We start from the raw sequence: 15,773 nt of genomic DNA, 5'->3' as shown, positions 1-15,773 counted from the left end.
CGCCCCCTCCCCGACTACCTCAACACTCACTGCAGGAAGCGCGCTGTTCCCGCCGCGCGAACCGCATGGCCGGCTTTCGCCTGGCGGTATCCCAGCAGCCCCCCGACAGCTGTAAGGGCAACTATGCCTGCTAGCCCGGGAAGCGCAAGCCCTGCGACCTCGGCGAGCTTGGCCGACCTGAGGTACTGCGGATAGCCGGCACGGAAGGTCTCCGGCAGCGGATTGGTAACTGCATTGCCGCGCGGCGGTCCGGGCAGGGCGGGCCGCGGCGCGTCCGGTGGCGCCGGTCGGGCAGGCACGACGACGACGGGCGCGGCCGGTTCGGCCGCCGATGGCGGCGCCGGGCGCACCGGCGCACCGATCGGCTGCGGCACGATGATCATCGGCGGGCTGATGGGCGCCAGGGCCGCACCACCTCCCCCTCCTCCTGCCGAGGTCAGACCGCCACCGGCGGTGACATCGAGCGGCTCGGGATCCGACGGTGCGGGGTCTGCGATGTCCGGCAGGCTGGGCCGCGGTGACTGCGGAAACCCTCCGTTACCGCCCCCGCCACCGCTGCCGCCACTGCCGCTGCTGGTGGGCGGGCTGTCGGGCAGGGGACCTGTCGGCGGCGGACTCGCCGGGGGGTTGGCGGGTGCGGGACCGCCCAACGGAGGGCTTGCCGGCGCGTTCGGGGGTGGGCTTGCCGGCGGCCTTCCCACGATGGGACCGCCCGGATTCTCGGGGTCGTCGGGATTCTCGGTCTCCTTGGGGTCCTCCGGGTCTTCGGCGCACGGCCGGCCCGGGGTTCCGTGCCAACCCTGGCCACGGTCGGGACCAGACCCAGATCCATACCCGGAACCGGATCCATGGCCATGGGCCGGCCTACCGGGCTTGCGTGTGGTGGGCCCGTCGCCGCGGCGACCGTCCTCGTCGTCACGCCGGTCCGCCCGCTCACCCTTGGGCCCGTCGTCACGGCCGGGCTTGTCCTGGCGGAGTCCCCGGTCCTGGTCGCGGCGGTCGGAGTCGCGAGGCTGTTTCCTGGTCGATGAGCGTTCCCCACCCGAGCGGTCCGGGCCACGGGAAACCGAGCCGCCCTTGTCCCTATGCCCGTGATCAGCGACGGCCGTCGCTACGCCCATACCGCCGCTTCCGCCGATCAGCAAACCGGCCGCGATCGCAGCACTGACCGCAGCGCTACGCACTCGCGACCCGTCCACACCCACCCCGATCCGCCATGCCGTCGCATGGTGGCGGCTGTCCCCACCACCTGACGCCGACTTCCGACTGGGGGTCATTCTCGCATATCCGCAGGTCGCAATTCGGCTCGTCGGCGCAGGCGATAGGGTTTATCCGGGTTCGCGGCATCCATCGCGATTTTTGACGAAAGCACCGGGAGGCGGCAGGTATGGGCCTGTTCACCAAGCGAAAGAGCCGCGCCACGCGGCGGGCCGAGGCCAAGGCCATCAAGGCCAAGGCAAAGCTCGAAGCCAAGCTCGACGCGAAGAACGAGCTGCGCCGCATCAAGTCCGCCCAGCGCGCCGAAACCCGCACCCTGAAAGCGCAATTACGCGCGCAGCGGGACAGCGACCGCAACGCACTCAGGATCGCCGAGGCCGAACTGAAGGCCGCCAGGGAGGGAAAGCTGTTGTCCCCGGCGCGGATTCGTCGCACCCTCACCGTGACCCGGCTGCTCGCGCCCATCCTGGTGCCGATCGTCTACAAGGCCAGCACGTCCGCGCGCGGACTGCTCGACGAACGTCGCGCCGACCGCCTCGGTGTCCCGTTGAGCCAACTGGGCCAGTTCTCTGGACACGGGGGCCAGCTCTCGGCCCGGATCGCCGGCGCCGAGCGGTCATTGCGCACCGTCGCCGAGAAGAAACCGAAGGACGCCGAGACCAGGCAGTTCGTCGCGGCCATCACCGACCGTCTCAGCGATCTGAGCGCGGCCGTCACCGCCGCCGAGAGCATGCCCACCGCACGTCGACGGGCCGCGCACGCAGCCATCGCCGAGCAGCTCGACGGGATCGACGCCGATCTGATGGCCCGGTTGGGCGTGCTCTGATCCACCGGTTCCGGACACTCACCGCCGCGGCCTACACCGGCGCGCTGGCGGTGGCCGCGCATGCGACGGCCGGCGGCGGGTGGCCGTCGGGCGGGGCGGCGGCGCTGCTTCTCGCGGTGGTCGCTGCGACCGGGCTCGCGGCCGGTCGGGCGGCACAGCCGCGCACGTTGACGGCGGTGCTGGCGGCCGGCCAGATCGCCGGGCACACCGCGCTGGCCATTTCCGGCCACACCCACGAAACACCACTGTTCTCGTGGCAATCGATGGTGCTGGCGCATGCCGTGGCCGTTGTCGCCGGAGCCGGCCTGATGGCCGTGTCGGAGCGCCTGATCCGCGCGCTGGGCCGCGTGGTGCGGCGGTGCGTGGCCGTGGTGAGCTCACCGGCCGACGCGCCGCCGCCGCTGGGTGTGCGCCCCGAACATCAACAGCTCCAGCAGATTCTGCTGTTCAGCTCGATCTCGTATCGTGGTCCGCCGGTGTGTGCTGCGCCCTGAGTTCACCCGTCTTCGATCGAGAAAGCACACACCCCAATGACATCCGTGATACGACTCTGCCTTGCGGCAGTGCTGACCACGCTGGTCGCGCTCGCCGCCGCCACCACCGCCTCGGCGCATGCGGCGCTGGTGTCCAGTGATCCCGCCGACGGGACGTCGCTGCCGACAGCGCCGGCGCGCGTGAGCGCCACCTTCAACGAAGCGATGCAGCCCGCCTTCGCGGCGATGACCGTGGTGGGCCCCGACGGCGGACAGTGGGCCGACGGTGACGTCGCCGTGCAGGGCGCGACGCTGAGTGTGGCTGTCCGCCAAGGTGCTCCGGCGGGCACCTACACGGTCAACTACCGCGCCACCTCCGCCGACGGCCACGTGGTCTCGGGCTCCTGGTCCTTCACCACGGCCGAATCCCGTCCTGTTCCGGTCAGTCCCCCCACCACGCCGGCGCCGGCCGCCGAGGAGACCCCGGCGGCTGCGCCGACATCAGCGCCGACCGAGGACGGCATGCCGGTGTGGCCGTTCGCGGTGGGCGCGACCGTGATCGTCGCCGGCGGGGCACTGTGGGCGGTCCGGCGCCGGTCGTGACCGCAACGCGCTGGGCCGCGGTCTGCCTCGGGCTGGTCGGCGCCGTGGTGACATTGGCCTGGGCGCTGGCGCAGCCGCTGCTGTCGCCGGGGTCGGCCGCGGTCCGGGCGGTCGCCGACGGCGCGGCGGTGGCGGTGCTCGGGCTGGCCGCGGTGCCGTGGCTCGACGAGAACCGGTATCGCGACGACCTGATGCGCCGGGCCTCCGGTCCGCTGATCGCCGCCGCCGCGGTATGGCTGATCGCCGAGGTGGTGCGGCTGGTGCTGGGCGCGGCCGAAGCGGCCGACGTCGCTGTCGGGGCCCTGACGGCGCACACCACCTGGGAGTTCGCCACCGTCACCGCCGCCGGCCGCTCGGGGGTGTTCAGCCTGCTGGCGGCGGCCGTGATCTGTGCGACGGCCGTGTTGCCGGAGCCGACGGTGTCGGTGCGGCTGGCGGTGGCGGGTGCGGCGGGCACCGGGATCGCGGCCCGGGCGGTGACCGGCCACCTGGCCGAGGGCACGCTCGGTGCCACGGCCGTGGTGGTGCATGCGCTCGCCGCGGCGCTGTGGTGTGGGCTGCTGGCCGCGCTGACGCTGACGGTGCAGACCCGGGGGCAATGGGCGCGCGTGCTGCCACGGTTCTCCCGGACCTCCCTGGTCTGCATGGCGACGCTGCTATTCGGCGGGACCGCCGGCGCGGTCACCCGGTTCGGGTCACCGGCCGAGCTGTTCGCCACCGGCTACGGGCGGATCCTGCTGGCCAAGATCGCTGTCACGGCGGTGCTGCTGGCGCTGGCGTGGCGGTACCGCACCACCTGGGTGCCGGCGGCGACGTCGCACCGGCTCACCGCCGAGGCCTCGCGCACCAAGTCTTTGACGGAGCTGGCGCTGATGGCGGTGGCACTGACCTTGGCTGCGGCGCTGACCGTGACCGGTTAGCCCCACCTGGCATGATGGGGTGCTGCCGGCCAGAGAGCCCTGGATGACACAAAGGAGCAGCCCGATGTCCGACCCGCAGGAGCAGCCCGAGCAGCGTGGTGAGGCCACGCCTCAGATACCTGGGCAGCCCCCGGCGAAGAAGACTCCGGCCAAGAAAGCCCCCGCCAAGAAGACTCCGGCGAAGAAAACGCCCGCCAAGGCGGTGAAGAAGGTTCCTGCGAAGAAGGCACCGGTCAAGAAGGCACCCGCCACGAAGGCGCCCGCCCCGGAGGCCGCCGCGCCTGTGGTGACTCCCCCACCGATGCCCGTCCCGGTGGAGGTCGGCGCCAAGGAAGCCGCAGCGGCAGCCAAGTCCACGGTGGATCAGGCCTCCGACAGCGTCGCCGCGCCGGTGGTGCAGCCGGCCGCCCCCGGACGCTCACCCCTGCCGATCGCGGTGGCGATCGCGGTCAGTCTGCTGGCCGTACTGGTGGTCCGGCAGTTGCGCCGCAGTTCCGACCCGGACTGAAAGCCAGTTGACCCTGACGCCGCGTCAGGGTGGACAGTGAGTTCATGGACGCCCGCACCGTCGGCACCCTCGCCGAGCTCACCGGTGTCTCGGTGCGCACCCTGCATCACTATGACCACATCGGCCTGGTGGTGCCCAGCGTGCGCACCGCGGCCGGGTACCGCGGTTACACCGACGGCGACGTCGAGCGGCTGCACCTGGTGTTGGTCTACCGGGCGGCGGGCCTGCCGCTCGAGGAGATTCGCGTCCTGCTCGACGATGCCGAGGCCGACATCCTCGACCGGCTCGAGCGACAGTTGGCGCTGTTGCGTCAACGGTCAATTCAGTTGCAGGACACCATCACAGCTGTGGAGGAACTCATGGCCGCACATCGCGCGGGCATTCAACTGACCGCCGAGGAACAGGTGGAGATCTTCGGGACCACCGCCTTCAGCGAGCAGTACGCCGAGGAGGCGCACCAGCGCTGGGGCGAGACCGATCAGTGGCGCCAGTCCCAACAGCGGGTGGCCCGGCTGAGCAAGCAGGACTGGATGCGCATCAAGGCCGAGGACGACGTGCTGCTGCGCGACCTGGCCGCCGCCATGAGCCGCGGCGTCGCACCTGGCTGCGCCGACGCCGACGCGCTGGCGGCCCGGCACCGCGCGGGGATCGACCGCTTCTACCACTGCAGCGACGATATGCACCGGCGCCTGGCGCAGATGTATGTCACCGACGTGCGGTTCACCGCCTACTACGACGACGTGGCGCCCGGGCTGGCGCAGTACGTGCACGACATCATCGTTTCGGGGCGCCGCTAGCATTCACACGTGACTGTGACCCCGCGCGCCACCGCTGACCTGGTCGACGAGATCGGCCCCGATGTCCGCAGCTGCGATCTGCAGCTGCGCCAGTTCGGTGGCCGCGACACCTTCGCCGGACCCGTTGTCACCGTGCGCTGTTTTCAGGACAACGCGTTGTTGAAGTCGGTGCTCTCGGAGCCCGGCGACGGGGCCGTGCTGGTGATCGACGGTGACGCCTCCGTGCACACCGCGCTGGTCGGTGATCTGATCGCCGAACTGGGCCGGTCCAACGGCTGGGCGGGCCTGATCATCAACGGTGCGGTCCGGGACGCGTCGACGCTGCGCACCCTCGACATCGGCATCAAGGCGCTGGGCACCAATCCGCGCAAGAGCACCAAGACCGGCGCCGGTGAGCGTGACGTCGCGGTGAGCTTCGGCGGTGTCACCTTCACCCCCGGCGACATCGCCTACAGCGATGACGACGGGATCGTGCTGGTGGCTAGCTAGCGGCCGAAGCCGACACCGCCGCACGGTGTTTCGTGAAGTGCAGCGCCGGGTCGTCGACCTTGCCGTGCCGGATCACACGCAGATCCACGAAGTAGTTCTGCTTGAGCCGCCACGGCGCCTCTGACCCCGACTTGGGCAGGCGGTCGATGGCCCGCAGGATGTAGCCGGATGTGAGGTCGACGAACGGGCGGCGCTCGACGTCCTCGCCCGGCTCACTGGGCACCACGGTGTCGTAACCGTGAGAATCCATGTAGTTCAACAACTTTGCGACGAACTCGGACGTCAGGTCGGCTTTCAGGGTCCACGAGGCGTTGGTGTAACCGAAGGTGAACACCGCGTTGGGCAGCCCGGTCAGCATCATGCCCTTGAACGCCACCGATTCGGCGAGGTCCAGGGGTGTGCCGTTGCGCAGCACCTGCGCGCCGCCGAAGAACTGGATGTTCAAACCCGTTGCGGTGACGATGATGTCGGCGTCCAGATGCTGACCCGAGGTCAACTGGATACCGGTGGCGGTGAAGCGTTCGATGGTGTCGGTCACCACGTCGGCCTTGCCCTTGCGGATGGCCTTGAACAGATCACCGTTGGGCGCCAGGCACAGTCGCTGATCCCACGGCTTGTAGTCGGGGCCGAAGTGCTTCTCGACGTCGAAGCCCTGCGGTAGGCGGCGCTGCGCCATGGTGAGCAACGTCTTGCGCATGTAGGACGGACGGCGTTGCGACAGTTGGTATTGCACGGTGCTGAACAGGATCGCCTTCCACCTGTTCACCACGTGGGCGAGGTCGGCCGGCAGGAACCTGTTGGCCTTCTCGGCCACCGGGTCGATCTCGGGAAGTGAGCCGACGTAGGTGGGGGTGCGCTGCAGCATCGTGACGTGCTCGGCACCGGAATTGGCCAGTGCCGGAATCAGAGTCACGGCGGTGGCGCCACTGCCGATGACGACGATCTTCTTGCCGGCGTAGTCGAGATCCTCGGGCCAGTGCTGCGGATGGACGATGGTGCCGGTGAAGTCCTCGGAGCCGGGGAAGGCCGGCGAGTAGCCCTGGTCGTAGTTGTAGTAGCCGCTGCAGGCCAGCAGGAACCCACACCGGATCGTCTTGCGCTCACCGCCGGTCTCGACGGTGATCGTCCACTGGTTGTCGTCGTCGGACCAGTCGGCGCTGATCACCTTGTGACCGAACCGCATGTGCCGGTCGATGCCGTTCTCTTCGGCGGCCTCTTTGAGGTACGCCAGGATCGATGCACCGTCGGCGATCGACTTGGCCGACCGCCACGGCTTGAACCGGAAGCCGAGGGTGAACATGTCCGAGTCCGAGCGGATGCCCGGGTACTTGAACAGGTCCCAGGTGCCGCCCATGTTCTCGCGCGCTTCCAGGATCAGATAGTCCTTGCCGGGGCAGCGCTCCTGCAAGTGCCAGGCGGCGCTGATTCCCGAGATGCCAGCCCCGACGATGACAACATCGACAAATTCGGTCATATGTCAAACGCTATCAACGCCCTGTTGAGCTAGTCAACACCCTGTTGAGAATTTCAACGGGGTGTAAAGTCGACGCTCGTGACCACCGTCAGCACGTCGCGCGCCGGACGCGGCCGTCGCTCCACCCGCCCGTCCGGCGACGACCGCGAACAGGCCATCCTGGCCACCGCCGCCCGGCTGCTCGGCGACAAGTCCTATGCCGACATCTCGGTCGACGACCTGGCCCGAGGCGCGGGGTTGTCGCGGCCCACGTTCTATTTCTATTTCCCCTCCAAGGAAGCCGTCCTGCTGACGCTGCTGGACCCGGTGATCCAGCGCGCCGACTCCGGTTTCGACGGGGCGCTGGACAATCTGCCCAGCGATCCCCGCCGCGCCATCCGGGCCGGGATCAACACGTTCTTCGACGCGTTCGCCTCCGACGCCGTGCTGGGCAAGGCGGCCGCCGATGCGCTGGGAACCAGCCTCGAGGTGCGGGCGCTGTGGTCGCGGTTCATGGACAAGTGGATCGGCCAGACCGCCGCGCTGATCGAGGCCGAACGGGCCCGCGGCGCCGCGCCAAAGACCATCCCGGCTCGGGATCTGGCCACCGCGCTCAACGAGATGAACGAACGCACCATGGTGGCCGCCCTGGCCGACGAACAACTGGCGGTGGACCGCGAGCGCCTGGTCGACACCCTCACGCACATCTGGTTGACCAGCATCTACACCCAGATTCCCTGACCTGTCGCCCCGGCATGCGAACATGTGTTCGTGTCGGGTGAAGCGACCATCATGCACGCCGACTTGGACTCGTTCTACGCGTCCGTCGAACAGCGTGACGACCCGACGCTGCGCGGACGGCCGGTGATCGTCGGCGGCGGCGTGGTGCTGGCGGCCAGCTACGAGGCCAAGGCTTACGGGGTCAAGACGGCCATGGGCGGGCGGCAAGCTCTGCAGCTGTGCCCGGGCGCGGCCGTGGTGCCGCCGCGGATGTCGGCGTATTCGCAGGCCAGCGCGGCGGTGTTCGAGGTGTTTCGCGACACCACTCCACTGGTGGAGCCGCTGTCGGTCGACGAGGCGTTCCTCGACGTCGGCGGGCTGCGGCGCACCGCGGGTGAGCCCGTGCAGATCGCGGCCCGGCTGCGGGAACGGGTCCGCGACGAGGTGGGCCTGCCCATCACCGTCGGGATCGCCTGCACCAAGTTCCTCGCCAAGGTGGCCAGCCAGGTGGCCAAGCCGGACGGCCTGCTGCTGGTACCGCCTGGCGGCGAGCTGGAGTTCCTGCACCCGTTGCCCGTCCGCCGGCTCTGGGGTGTCGGCGCCAAGACCGAGGAGAAGCTGCGTGGCCACGGCATCGTGACCGTGGCCCAGGTGGCCGAGCTGGGCGAGTCGACGCTGGCCGCGATGGTCGGCGGCGCCATGGGCCGCCAACTGTTCTGCCTGTCGCGCAACATCGACCGGCGCCGCGTCACCACCGGGGCCCGGCGCCGCTCGGTGGGGGCGCAGCGGGCCCTCGGCCGAGCCGGTAACACCATGTCGGCCGCCGAGATCGACGCCGTGGTGGTCAACCTCGTCGACCGCATCACCCGCCGGATGCGCGGAGCCGACCGCACCGGCCGCACCGTCACGCTGCGTCTGCGGTTCAACGACTTCGGCCGGGTCACCCGCTCGCACACCCTGCCCCGGGCCACCTCCGGCACCGAACCCATCCTGGCCGCCGCCCGCGAGTTGGTGGCCGGTGCGGCCCCGCTGGTCCGCGAGCGTGGGCTCACCCTCGTCGGTTTCTCGGTGTCCAACATCGACAGCGAGGGCGCCCAGCAGCTGGAGCTGCCGTTCACCAGCCAGCCGGACCTGCTGGCCGTCGACTCGGCGATGGACCAGATCCGGCAGCGCTTCGGCAACTCGTCGCTGACACGTGGCGTGCTCGTCGGACGTGACCCGGGTCTGGAGATGCCTACTCTGCCCGACTAGTCATCGCTTCATCCAGCACCACCGTGACGCGGAAGCCGCAGAGCACCAGGATGTGCATGACGAACAGCCACAGCGCCAGCGCCGACACCGCCCCCACGATCGGCAGGCCACCGAAGGGCGCCGACCACGGCACCGGAATGGCCAGGAACAGCAGGAATCCCTGCAAGAAGCCCGCCAGGATGGCGCCGGTCCCGAACGAACCCCAGAGCAGGGCCTTCAGCTGGAAGCGGCCTGGCCCGATGAGCCCGAACACGCCGCACAGCGCCGTCGACACCGCGATCCAGACGATGTGGAACGCCACCACCACACCCCAGACCAGCGACCAGCCGCCGGCGGCGTACAGCGGCCCGACGTACGACGATGACGCGAGTACGGCCAGCACCAGGAACGGCGCCACGGCGGCCACCCCGAGCAGCCCGGCCCGTCCGCGCCATCCGGTGAGGGTGTCTTTCGTCGCCGACATCTGCACGAACGCCCGCCGCAGCCCCTCCCCGTACAGGCTGGCGGGGAACAGGACCACCAGCGCCTGCAGCCACGACATCGACAGCGCCACCGACGTCAGTGTGCGCAGCGCCTCCGGTGTGCCGTGCCCGTCGGGCAGCCCGGCGATGGCGGCCTCCATGGCGCTGGTCACGGTGTCGTGGCCGACCAGCGCGCCCACCGCCCACAGGGACACCAGAGCCAGCGGAACCAGCCCGATGACCCCGAAGTACGTCGCCCCGGCGGCCCACAGCGCGAGGTCACTGACCGGGAAGGTCGTGCCGAGCGTCGAGGCGATTCTGCGTAGTCGGCTCATGCGCACGCCTGGCAGGCTGAGGTGATGACGTCGCAGGACGATGCGGGGTGGTCGGCGCTGCACGGCGGGGTGCAGCCGTCACTGCTGGTGCGTGGCTGGTTGCGACTGATCCGCGCGCTGGCCGCCGGCCCGGTGTTGCGGATCCCGCCCGATGTGCTGTCAGCGGCCGGGGTGCTGGCGCTGGCCGGGGCATGGGCGGCCGTCACCGGGCCTCGCTGGCCGGCGCTGACCGTCCTGCTGGTGCTGGTGGCCGGTGTGCTCGACGGCCTCGACGGGGCGGTGGCCCTGCGGACCGGGCGGGCGCGGCCGCTGGGTGCGGTGGTCGACGCGGTCGCCGACCGTCTCGGCGACCTGGTGCTGGGTGCGGTGCTGGTGGCGCTGGGCGCCCCGCTGCCGTGGGTGCTGGCCGCGCTGGCCTTGGTGTTGCTGATGGAGTACCTCCGGGCCCGGGCGCAGGCGGTCGGCATGCCCGGCGTGGGGACGGTCACCGTCGCCGAGCGGCCCACGCGGTTGATCGTGGTGGGGGTGGCCGCCGCCGGTACGGCGGTGCTCCCGGCCGGGGTGCCGTTGTTCGGGTGGGGCTGGGCCACCACATTGGCGGTCACCTGGACCGTCGTCGGAGTCGTCGGGATGGCGCAGCTGCTGCTGGGGGTGCGCCGGACAATCCCGCCGGAGTTTCCGCCGGACCGATGAGACCGGCGACGATCTCGGCCGACATCAGCACCAGCGGGATGCCGCCGCCGGGGTGTGCCGACCCGCCCACCAGGTAGAGCCCGGGCACCGGGCTGCGGTTGGTGGGGCGGCGCAACGCCGCGCGCGGGCCGTGCGAGGCGGTGCCGTAGATCGCCCCGCCCGGGGCGCCGGTGCGGCGCTCGAGGTCGGCCGGCGTCGTGGTCTCGAGGAAGCGCAGCCGGTCGGTGACGTCGGCGCCGCGGGCGGCCAGCACGTCGAGCACGTGCCGGGTGTAGCGCTGCCGCAGACCCGGTGCGTCCCAGTCGACTCCCCGACCGGGATCGTGCGCCGGTGCGTTGACCATGACGAACCAGCCCTCGGAGTCGTCGTCGGGACGCAGCGCCGGATCGTCGGGGGCGTGCACGTACACGGTGGGATCGTCCACCGGGTGCGGCCGCCGACCGAAGATGGCGTCGAACTCGGCGTCGTAGTCCCGCGGGAAGTAGACGCGGTGTGCGGCGCCGGGCCGGTGCCCGTCGAGGCCCAGCAGCAGCACGAATCCGGCCATCGACCGCGGTGTGCGGCGCACCCGTCGCCGCATCGCCGTCGCGGTGCCGCGGGGCAGCAGCCGGCCGTACAGCGTTGCCGCGTCGGCGTTGCTCACCACCGCGTCGGCGTCCACCTGCCTACCGTCCACACGGACTCCGCGGGCCCGGCCGTCGGACACCACGACCTCGCCGACCTGCGTCCCGGTGGCGATCTGCACACCGAGGCGGCGGCACCGCAGAGCCAGCGCCTCGACGATGCGCCGCAGGCCGCCGTCGACGTACCAGGCGCCGAACTCCTGCTCGACGAACGAGGTCACGGCGAGGACGGCCGGGGTGCGCCGCGGATCGGAGCCGGAGTACGTCGCATACCGGTTGAGCCACATACGCATTCGCGGGTCGGGCAACAGCGCACGGCCCAGGCCGTCGATGGTCTGCCACGGTGCCACGGCGCGCAGGTCGGCGGGCCGGGCACTCATCCGCGCCAGCGCCGGAAGGGACACCGGCCGCCGCAGCACCGGTTCGCCCACCAGCTCCCACAGCCGACGCGACCTGGTGTGCAACCGCCGCCACGCCTCCCCCGCCCCGTCACCGAGCGCGGCGTCGAGCGCCGCGGGGACACCGGCCGCATCGTGGGGCAACGTCAGCTCGGTGCCGTCGGCGAAGACGTAGGTGAACGCCGGGTCGACGGCCGTCAGCGTGAGTTCACCCGGCCCGCCGGTGTCGGCGAACAGTTGCTGGAGCACTGCGGGAACGGTGAGCAGGGACGGGCCGGTGTCGAAGGTGAAACCGTCGCGTTCCAGGACGCCCAGTTTGCCGCCGACGGTCGGGGCGGCCTCGAACACCGTGACATCGTGGCCGACGGCGGCCAGCCGGGCCGCGGCGGCCAGGCCGCCAAGTCCCGCTCCGATGACGACGACGTGGCTCATACCGCGCGTCCCTTCCAGTGCAGCGAGCCTCGCACCCGGCCCGCCCATGACGACGCGAGCAGACCCAACAGCGCCAGCACCGAGGCGGGGTGGGCCAGCCCGTCCCACGGCCGCCCGGACCACCGCGCCGCCGACGCCCGGCCCACCACGGCCGCCGTGTAGCCCAGCGCGCCGACCCGTGAGCCGGTGAGCGCCGCAGCCGCGGGCAGCACGTAGACCACTGCCAGCATGGTGCCCACCGCGACGGCCCCGGCGGGCGAGCCGAACGCCGCCCACAGCGACTTGCGGTACCCGTCGTAGAGCTCGCGGCCGGAGCTGTACATCCGGCAGCTCGCCAGCGTCGACCCGTCGGCGACCCCGGTGCGCCCGCCGGCCGCCCGCACCGCACGCGCCAGGTTGATGTCGTCGAGCACGGCACCCGACACCGACTCCCAGCCCCCCGCCCGGGCCAGCGCCCGCGCCTCGACCACCAGGAACTGCCCGTTGGCCACCGCCATCGACGGTCGCGCGGAGCGTTCGGCAACGCGCAGCGGCAGCGTCGTGAGCCAGGACCACGCCAGCAGCGGTTGCACCAGCCGGGCACCGAGCCCGTCGGCGACCTGGCGGGGCCAGGGGCTCAGCAGATCCAGCGGTCTGGGCCCGCGCAGCACGGCCACCGCGGCGGCCACCGCGTGCGGGGACAGGATGACGTCGGCGTCGACGAACACCAGGATCTCGCCGCGTGCGGCGGCGGCCAGTTGCGCGCAGGCGTGCGGTTTACCCAGGACGCCCGCCGGCGGCGGCGTTCCGGTCAGCACCCGCAGGCGGGGGTCGGATCCGCCCACCTGGCGGACCACCTCGGCGGTACCGTCGGTGGAATTGTCATCGAGTACCAGTACCTCGACATCGGCCAGTTCACGCTGGGCGAGCACCGAGCGGAGGGTGGGTGTGATCCGGTGGGCTTCGTCACGCGCCGGGATCAGCAGCGACACCGCCGCGGTCACCGGCGGCGGAGCGGCGGGCGGGCGGCGCAGCAGGCGTTGATTGACCAGTTGGTGCGCCGTGCCCGCGCACGCCAGCGCCGCTCCCATAATGGTGAGAGCGCGCAGGGTTTCGGTGGGGCGGGCACCGGGCATCTGCAAACTCTACGGAGCTCAGTGGTGCCGCGAGCCGCCCACCTTCCGACGGGCACGAGCACCGTCGACCGACCGACCCGGAAACGGAGGTATACCGCGTGGCCTTGGCCGTCCCGGTAGCGCCCGTTCGCGCCACCCATGTCGTCTGGGCGTTGGTGGCTGCGGCCATCGCGGTGCAGATCGTCTATCCCCTGATGCCGGAGTCGTGGCGCACCACGGTCACGGTGACCAGCGTCCTGGTGTTCTTCGTGGCCTCCGTGGCAGACGCGGTGCGGGTGCACGGCCCGATGGGCGGCGTACTGCTGATCGCGATCGCCAGTGGCGGCGGGCTGTTCGCCGAGGTGGTCGGCGTGGCCAGCGGCTGGCCGTTCGGCGGCTACTCCTACAACGGCACCCTGGGCCCGCAGTTGCTGGGTGTCCCGCTGGTGGTGCCGCTGGCGTGGGCGATGATGGCCTGGCCCGCGCTCGTGGTGGCGCGCACCCTCGCCAAGCGCACCGTGGCCGTCGTCGCGGTCGGGGCGGTGGCATTGTCGACCTGGGACCTGTTCCTGGATCCGCAGATGGTGGACGCGGGGCACTGGTCGTGGATCGACCCCGGGCCGGGACTGCCGTTGATCCCGGGGATCCCGCTGTCCAACTACCTCGGCTGGCTCCTGGTTTCGGTGGCGGTGATCGGTCTGCTGCACGCCACCCTGCCGCGCGACAACCGGCCGTCCGCACCCGCGGCGACGCTTTATCTGTGGGTGTACGCCTCGTCGGTGATGGGTCACGCCGTGTTCTTCGATCTGCCGGGTTCGGCGATCATCGGAGGAGTGCTCATGGGTACCGTCGCCATCCCGTTCGCCATCACCTTGTGGAGGCGACGTGGCTGACCCGATGCGCAGTCGCGCGGCGCCGTTCCGAATGCGTGCGCACCGTCTCGTCACTCCGGACCCGGTGCTGCCGCGTGAGGTCGCGCCGGGGGCCGAGGCGGTGGTGGTCGGCGGCGGCGTCGCCGGGATCTCGGCGGCCGTGATCCTCGCCGAACGCGGCGTTCGGGTCACGCTGCTGGAGGCCGCCGGACACCTCGGTGGCCGGTTGGGCGCCTGGTCGGAAACCCTGCACGACGGCACCGAGCAGGTGATCGAACACGGATTCCACGCCTTCTTCCGGCAGTACTACACCTGGCGGTCGATTCTGCGGCGCGCCGATCCCGAGCTGTCGTTCCTGGCGCCGGTACCGAACTATCCGGTGATCTCGGCGACCTGGCCGGCCGAGGATCTGTCCGGCCTGCCTGCCGCACCGCCGCTGAACCTGCTGGCCCTGGCGCTGCGCTCGAAAAGCCTGTCGCGCCAGGACTTCGTGCGCGCCGACCCCGACGCCGGGCGCGCGCTGCTGGCCTATGACCGCGCCACCACCACCGCCGCACTCGACAACGTCGACGCGGCGGCGTTCCTGGACCGGCTCGGGATGTCCGAGCGCACCCGCAGCATGCTCTTCGAGGCGTTCGCCCGGTCGTTCTTCTGCAATCAGAACGCGTTGTCGGCCGCCGAGCTGGTGGCCATGTTCCACTACTACTTCCTGGGCAACCCCGAGGGCATCGGCTTCGACGTGCCCGACACCGACCACGCGACGGCCATCTGGAATCCGTTGCAGCAGTACGTTGTTGGCCATGGCGGTGAGATCCGGCTGGGCGCTGCGGTCAACCGCGTCGAACCGGACGGCCCCTCCTGGCGGGTACACATCGCCGGTGCCGAGGCCCTGACGACGCGGCATCTGATCCTGGCGCTCGACCCGGGCGCGCTGCGTTCGGTGATCTCGGACTCCGGCCTGGCGACGGTGGCGCCGTTGCTGGCGAAACAGAGCGAGAGCTTGAGCGTGGCACCGCCTTTCGCGGTGAGCCGGATCTGGCTTGACCGCGACGTCGCCCAACACCGGGCCGCGTTCAGCGCCGTGACCGGTCAGCAGAACCTTGACTCCATTGCCATCTACTCCCGGCTCGAAGAGCCCAGCCGGCAGTGGGCCGCGGCCACCGGTGGTTCGATCATCGAAGTGCACTCGTACTCCTGCTCGTTGAGTGACGCGGAGACCGCGGCCCAGGCCCTGCGCGACGAGCTCGCGACGCTGTGGCCGGAGACCGCCGATGCCCGAGTGCTGCACAGCCACAACAGATTGGAGGCAACGGCACCGTCGTTCCCGCCCGGATCCGCCGGCACCCGGCCGACGGTGCGCACCGACGCCCGCGGTGTGCGGGTGGCCGGCGACTTCGTCGAGCTTCCGTATCTGGCCGGGTTGATGGAACGGTCGTCGATGTCGGGTGTGTTGGCGGCCAACGACGTGCTGGCCGAACTGGGCGCTGCCGGCGAGCCCATCATGGGTGTGCCGCAGCGCGGGCTGTTGGCGGGGGTTCCTGATATCCCGCGTCGCCAGCGCGGTCGACGAGACGGGTGAGGGACCAGCCCGGCGAAGAAAGGCCGGG

17 protein-coding genes are annotated in these 15,773 nt (G+C 71.0%); 12 read left to right on the top strand and 5 right to left on the bottom strand.

Annotated elements, in window-relative coordinates; all coding sequences use genetic code 11:
• Positions 1-26: 26 nt before the first annotated feature.
• Positions 27-701: a hypothetical protein gene (locus AC3A6P_RS14035; protein ID WP_487692181.1), complete on the bottom strand. Its 675-nt coding sequence runs from the start codon at positions 699-701 to the stop codon at positions 27-29.
• A gap of 686 nt (positions 702-1,387) precedes the next feature.
• Between AC3A6P_RS14035 and AC3A6P_RS14030 the strand changes: the two genes are divergently transcribed.
• The 7 genes from AC3A6P_RS14030 to rraA all read left to right on the top strand — a co-directional run bounded on the left by AC3A6P_RS14030 (position 1,388) and on the right by rraA (position 5,834).
• Positions 1,388-2,044: a DUF6474 family protein gene (locus AC3A6P_RS14030; RefSeq protein WP_487692180.1), complete on the top strand. Its 657-nt coding sequence runs from the start codon at positions 1,388-1,390 to the stop codon at positions 2,042-2,044.
• Positions 2,045-2,094: 50 nt separating this feature from the next.
• Positions 2,095-2,538 (top strand): hypothetical protein, encoded by a 444-nt coding sequence (locus tag AC3A6P_RS14025; RefSeq protein ID WP_487692179.1) that lies wholly within the window; start codon positions 2,095-2,097, stop codon positions 2,536-2,538.
• Between the two features lie 36 nt (positions 2,539-2,574).
• On the top strand, positions 2,575-3,120 hold the full coding sequence (locus AC3A6P_RS14020; protein ID WP_487692178.1) for a copper resistance CopC family protein: 546 nt from the start codon (positions 2,575-2,577) through the stop codon (positions 3,118-3,120).
• Positions 3,117-4,040, top strand: a complete 924-nt coding sequence (locus tag AC3A6P_RS14015) for a CopD family protein (RefSeq protein WP_487692177.1) — start codon at positions 3,117-3,119, stop codon at positions 4,038-4,040. Before AC3A6P_RS14020 ends, AC3A6P_RS14015 begins: the two co-directional genes overlap by 4 nt.
• Positions 4,041-4,104: 64 nt before the next feature.
• On the top strand, positions 4,105-4,548 hold the full coding sequence (locus AC3A6P_RS14010; RefSeq protein WP_487692176.1) for an Rv3852 family protein: 444 nt from the start codon (positions 4,105-4,107) through the stop codon (positions 4,546-4,548).
• A 44-nt stretch (positions 4,549-4,592) separates the two neighbouring features.
• Complete coding sequence (locus AC3A6P_RS14005) at positions 4,593-5,345, top strand: MerR family transcriptional regulator (RefSeq protein ID WP_487692175.1); 753 nt, start codon at positions 4,593-4,595, stop codon at positions 5,343-5,345.
• A gap of 9 nt (positions 5,346-5,354) precedes the next feature.
• Positions 5,355-5,834: a ribonuclease E activity regulator RraA gene (gene rraA, locus AC3A6P_RS14000; RefSeq protein WP_487692173.1), complete on the top strand. Its 480-nt coding sequence runs from the start codon at positions 5,355-5,357 to the stop codon at positions 5,832-5,834.
• Here rraA and AC3A6P_RS13995 read toward each other — a convergent pair.
• Positions 5,827-7,308: a flavin-containing monooxygenase gene (locus AC3A6P_RS13995; RefSeq protein ID WP_487692172.1), complete on the bottom strand. Its 1,482-nt coding sequence runs from the start codon at positions 7,306-7,308 to the stop codon at positions 5,827-5,829. The genes rraA and AC3A6P_RS13995 overlap by 8 nt on opposite strands.
• Positions 7,309-7,386: 78 nt before the next feature.
• Between AC3A6P_RS13995 and AC3A6P_RS13990 the strand changes: the two genes are divergently transcribed.
• Both AC3A6P_RS13990 and dinB read left to right on the top strand, forming a co-directional pair.
• Positions 7,387-8,028, top strand: a complete 642-nt coding sequence (locus AC3A6P_RS13990) for a TetR/AcrR family transcriptional regulator (RefSeq protein WP_487692170.1) — start codon at positions 7,387-7,389, stop codon at positions 8,026-8,028.
• Between the two features lie 51 nt (positions 8,029-8,079).
• Positions 8,080-9,258: a DNA polymerase IV gene (dinB, locus tag AC3A6P_RS13985; RefSeq protein ID WP_487692343.1), complete on the top strand. Its 1,179-nt coding sequence runs from the start codon at positions 8,080-8,082 to the stop codon at positions 9,256-9,258.
• On the opposite strand, the gene AC3A6P_RS13980 is transcribed toward dinB, so the two are convergent.
• Positions 9,242-10,054: a YhjD/YihY/BrkB family envelope integrity protein gene (locus tag AC3A6P_RS13980; protein WP_487692169.1), complete on the bottom strand. Its 813-nt coding sequence runs from the start codon at positions 10,052-10,054 to the stop codon at positions 9,242-9,244. The genes dinB and AC3A6P_RS13980 overlap by 17 nt on opposite strands.
• Before the next feature lie 24 nt (positions 10,055-10,078).
• Between AC3A6P_RS13980 and AC3A6P_RS13975 the strand changes: the two genes are divergently transcribed.
• Entirely contained in the window at positions 10,079-10,747 is a 669-nt protein-coding gene (locus tag AC3A6P_RS13975) for a CDP-alcohol phosphatidyltransferase family protein (protein ID WP_487692167.1), read from the top strand.
• Here the strand turns inward: AC3A6P_RS13975 and AC3A6P_RS13970 are convergent.
• Together AC3A6P_RS13970 and AC3A6P_RS13965 are read right to left on the bottom strand one after the other, a co-directional pair.
• Positions 10,656-12,200 carry a phytoene desaturase family protein gene (locus tag AC3A6P_RS13970; protein WP_487692166.1) on the bottom strand — a complete coding sequence of 515 codons (1,545 nt, stop codon included), beginning with the start codon at positions 12,198-12,200 and terminating at the stop codon, positions 10,656-10,658. The genes AC3A6P_RS13975 and AC3A6P_RS13970 overlap by 92 nt on opposite strands.
• Entirely contained in the window at positions 12,197-13,315 is a 1,119-nt protein-coding gene (locus tag AC3A6P_RS13965) for a glycosyltransferase family 2 protein (protein WP_487692165.1), read from the bottom strand. The genes AC3A6P_RS13970 and AC3A6P_RS13965 overlap by 4 nt, the downstream gene beginning before the upstream one ends.
• Positions 13,316-13,413: 98 nt before the next feature.
• Between AC3A6P_RS13965 and AC3A6P_RS13960 the strand changes: the two genes are divergently transcribed.
• The gene (locus AC3A6P_RS13960) at positions 13,414-14,187 is read left to right on the top strand and encodes a carotenoid biosynthesis protein (RefSeq protein WP_487692164.1); all 774 of its coding nucleotides are present in this window, start codon (positions 13,414-13,416) and stop codon (positions 14,185-14,187) included.
• Complete coding sequence (locus AC3A6P_RS13955; protein ID WP_487692163.1) at positions 14,180-15,745, top strand: FAD-dependent oxidoreductase; 1,566 nt, start codon at positions 14,180-14,182, stop codon at positions 15,743-15,745. Before AC3A6P_RS13960 ends, AC3A6P_RS13955 begins: the two co-directional genes overlap by 8 nt.
• Positions 15,746-15,773 lie beyond the last annotated feature (28 nt).

It is taken from the genome of Mycobacterium sp. Soil_C_30 (assembly GCF_057656995.1).
The sequence above is the reverse complement of the archived record's forward strand: the minus strand, read 5'-3'. Positions and strand labels throughout refer to the sequence as shown.